This is a genomic window from Candidatus Peregrinibacteria bacterium (genome assembly GCA_030700255.1).
Taxonomy (GTDB): domain Bacteria; phylum Patescibacteriota; class Gracilibacteria; order UBA1369; family JABINC01; genus JABINC01.
Window position 1 is genome coordinate 1 of the sequence record JAUYJN010000035.1, and the last position, 3,324, is coordinate 3,324.

6 protein-coding genes and 1 pseudogene are annotated in these 3,324 nt (G+C 40.4%); 5 read left to right on the top strand and 2 right to left on the bottom strand.

Annotated elements, in window-relative coordinates:
• Positions 1-125 precede the first annotated feature (125 nt).
• The 3 genes and pseudogenes from Q8P68_04360 (at position 126) to Q8P68_04370 (ending at position 816) form a co-directional block, all read left to right on the top strand.
• A pseudogene (locus Q8P68_04360) lies at positions 126-353 on the top strand (phage antirepressor protein).
• A 19-nt stretch (positions 354-372) separates the two neighbouring features.
• The gene (locus tag Q8P68_04365; protein ID MDP4008396.1) at positions 373-531 is read left to right on the top strand and encodes a hypothetical protein; all 159 of its coding nucleotides are present in this window, start codon (positions 373-375) and stop codon (positions 529-531) included.
• Positions 532-630: 99 nt separating this feature from the next.
• Positions 631-816 (top strand): M48 family metallopeptidase, encoded by a 186-nt coding sequence (locus Q8P68_04370; protein ID MDP4008397.1) that lies wholly within the window; start codon positions 631-633, stop codon positions 814-816.
• Here the strand turns inward: Q8P68_04370 and Q8P68_04375 are convergent.
• A complete protein-coding gene (locus Q8P68_04375; GenBank protein ID MDP4008398.1) occupies positions 813-1,595 on the bottom strand; it encodes a helix-turn-helix domain-containing protein in 783 nt (260 codons plus the stop codon). The genes Q8P68_04370 and Q8P68_04375 overlap by 4 nt on opposite strands.
• A gap of 183 nt (positions 1,596-1,778) precedes the next feature.
• Between Q8P68_04375 and Q8P68_04380 the strand changes: the two genes are divergently transcribed.
• Positions 1,779-2,771, top strand: coding sequence for a hypothetical protein (locus Q8P68_04380; GenBank protein ID MDP4008399.1), 993 nt, complete (start codon positions 1,779-1,781; stop codon positions 2,769-2,771).
• Between the two features lie 32 nt (positions 2,772-2,803).
• Positions 2,804-3,082, top strand: a complete 279-nt coding sequence (locus Q8P68_04385) for a hypothetical protein (protein ID MDP4008400.1) — start codon at positions 2,804-2,806, stop codon at positions 3,080-3,082.
• Between the two features lie 8 nt (positions 3,083-3,090).
• Here Q8P68_04385 and Q8P68_04390 read toward each other — a convergent pair.
• Positions 3,091-3,324 (bottom strand): hypothetical protein (locus Q8P68_04390; GenBank protein ID MDP4008401.1); only part of this gene is annotated, 234 nt, incomplete at its 5' end.

The window sequence follows — 3,324 nt, forward strand, 5'->3', positions numbered from 1 at the left end:
GAAGTACACATTTCAAAGCGTTTTCATGGAGATTGAACTTTGAAATACGGCATTCGACGCCCGTTCCCGGGAATGACGTCTGAAGTACGGCGTTCAAGACGTGTGCGCGCACAGCATTGCCCAATTTGTTTAAAGAACCCAAAATCGCACCCTTTCAAACCAAGCAGATTCGTAAAATCTGGCATGAAGAACAATGGTATTTCTCCATTGTAGATGTGTGCTCAGCACTTACCGATAGCCCCGACGCGGGAGCGTATTGGAGAAAGCTTAAACAAAGGCTGATAGCCGAAGGAAGTGAAGTCGTGACATTTTGTCACGAGTTGAAATTACTCGCGCCTGACGGAAAAATGCGAAAAGGAAAAGCCCAAAGGCATGCCTGAAAATAAGAAAGTGGCAAAACGAGGCGGAGGCGTGGCAAGAACGGCACGCAAAGAAGCAGAAAAAGAACTTGAACGAAGTGTTATTTCCGAGAAAAATTATTTACAAAATGAAAAGAACAAGAAATCTCTAAAACTAAAAAATGATAAGTAAATTTTTATCCAATGATTCGTACTTTTTTGGCGACCAGAATTTCTTGGATCAAAAAAATGCAGGCGAAATTCAAAGGACAGGAAAGACGAAAAAAAGAATATTTGGCTTAATCTTGAATTAGCAAAAAAACTGGAAAGCTGCATTGAATATGTTATTTTGCACGAATTGCTTCATTTTATTGAAGAAAAGCATAGCGAGAAATTTACAGCATTGCTGAATAAATACATGCCAAAATGGAAAAAGAAATTTGAAATTTTTATGAACAAATTTATATCTCAATTCTAAACAGGCTCGGCGATATTCCAAATAAGTTCAAAAACGATATTCCTCATAAAATGAGCGATATCTCTGTTTTCTATGATAGTAGTGGTCAGTCTACCCTCCGTAAAAGATTTAAGTGACACCGAATCATTCCAGGCAAAAAATCCGGACCTCCATTTTAAATTAGCCGGAAGTAAGCGAATTCTAATCTTATACTGCTTGGCTTTTTTGTTCACACGGTATGCAAAATCACACGGAGGAAAAATCAATCGAGTATGAATTCCCTTCGCCGCCCGACGAACAAAATAATCTTCCAGATAATCCGGATCCAACAGTTGCGAGAACAAATCAACATAAGTGAATACGAGGAGTTCCCCCTTCGCGGTGAGCGATTCTTCAAGCATACGTTTAAAACCTTCAACATCTTCATATAATTTTACTGTGGGCTTACCGATCTCTTCCGCTCTAACGGATTGCAAAAGCTTCACGGCGAAATCCACATTCGCCTCTATGAGAGTAAGTTCGTTTTTCTTTTGTTGTATCAGCTTATAAAGCACATCCGGCTCCTCCGCCACAATCAATCTCTTCTTACCTCTGCGACTCTCGGTCACAAAACCTTTTTCTATAAGTTGCTCTATCGCACTGTGAACGGTCACTCGATTTTGTCTCAATTTTCGCGAAATTTCCTGCACGGTAGCAGGCCCCATTTGAAGACATTTCACATAAATCTGCGCCTCTCTGTCAGAGCATCCGAACTGCTTGAGTTGAGCCTTGATCCGAGCCAGATCTGCCGCCTGTAACATAAAAAAACGATTAAAAATAAAAGAATGTAGAATTGATTTCTACATATATTTTAGCAAACAACTATCGCTTTCACAAGCCAATAACCCTGAAAATCCAAACCATACCGCACAAATATGATAATTTTTTATGACAGAATAAAGAAATGATATACAATGTAATATCAAACGCTAACCCAACACATTATGAACTTCATACAAGAATTTCAAAAACTGCTTCTGGAAAAGCCGCGCTACAATCTAAAACAAGTCCAAACTGAAAATTGCGGCTACGCGGACACCGCCATAAAATCAAAAAACTGCTACTACTGCTTCGGAGTATTTTATTGCGAAGACGTATACTACGGACGCTACTCGCGCAAGTGCTCCGACTGCACCGGAATCGCAATGTGTAAAGGTTGCGAGTGGTGCGTCGAATGTGTCGACTGCGTGGATTGTTACATGACATCCAACAGCAAAAATTGTTCCGCATGCATAGACTGCGATTATTGTACCGACTGCCACGGATGCGAAAATTGTTTCGGATGCACGGGATTATCGAAGAAAAAATTCCGCATGTTCAACGAACAATTGAGCGAAGAAGAATTCAAAAAGCGTCGCGCGGAAATCGATCTGGCAAATCCAAAAACGCAAATATGGCTAAAACAAAAACTGGAAGAAGTGAATAAAATTGCGATACACCAAGGGAATCATCAACTCATGACGGAAGGATCGGTCGGTGAAAATATATCCGAATGCAAGGACTCGTTTCAATGCTACGATTCGTTCCTTCTCGAAGACTGCTACTACGTAGTCGAAGCCAACGCCAACAAAGACTGTTGCGACTTGACGGTATGTTTCGAATCCGAGGCTTGCTACCAGTGCATACACTCTCCGATGAACTACAATTGCAATTTCGGACTACATATAGACCAATGCAGTGATTCGGAATTCATAGCGTACTCCAAAAATCTAAAAAATTGCTTCGGATGCGTGTATATAGAAAACAAGGAGTACCACATACTCAACCAACCATATTCTGAGGAAGAATATCACAAAAAAGTAGCTGAAATAAAAAAAGAACTCATGGACCAAAACCTATATAATTTATCACTCTTCTTTATTTCGGACTATGAGAATCATAGATGGGCAAACGAAGAAGATCGAACGATTGAAGCTATGGCAACCATACTTAACTGACAATTTTTATTCACAATATAACCAACATTACCATGAACGCACAAACTCAAGTACTCAAATGCAAAAATGAAGGATGCCAAAAAGACTTTACGGTTATCCCGCAGGAAGCGGATTTGTATAAAAGAAAAAATCTTCCGAATCCGGATTTCTGTCCGGAGTGTCGACACAGGCAACGTCTCGCTCTGCGCAGTGAACGCAAACTATATAAGCGCACATGCGATAACTGCCAAAATCCCATGCTCTCGACCTACCCCGAAACCGCCCCATACAAAATCCACTGCCAAAAATGCTTCTGGGAAAACATAGGCTAAATTCCAAATCACTTATCATTTACATGATCGAGACGTGATTTTTCAAGGCTGATAATCTCTGAAATGGGCAATCCTTCATCATATCCGTTCACTTGTTCAAAACTTATCCCAGCCTTTACCAACTCAACAATCCCATAGCCGGGAAATCTCTGACCATATCCATTCGCTTGTTCAGAACTTATCCCCGCCTTTACCAACTCAACAATATCATAGCTGAGAAAGCTCTTATCATATTTCAACAC

Bases quoted from the DNA above. Each gene is read 5' to 3' on its own strand.
- Q8P68_04365 (MDP4008396.1), top strand. From the start codon at position 373: ATGCCTGAAAATAAGAAAGTGGCAAAACGAGGCGGAGGCGTGGCAAGA.
- Q8P68_04375 (MDP4008398.1), bottom strand. From the start codon at position 1,595: ATGTTACAGGCGGCAGATCTGGCTCGGATCAAGGCTCAACTCAAGCAG.
- Q8P68_04380 (MDP4008399.1), top strand. From the start codon at position 1,779: ATGAACTTCATACAAGAATTTCAAAAACTGCTTCTGGAAAAGCCGCGC.
- Q8P68_04385 (MDP4008400.1), top strand. From the start codon at position 2,804: ATGAACGCACAAACTCAAGTACTCAAATGCAAAAATGAAGGATGCCAA.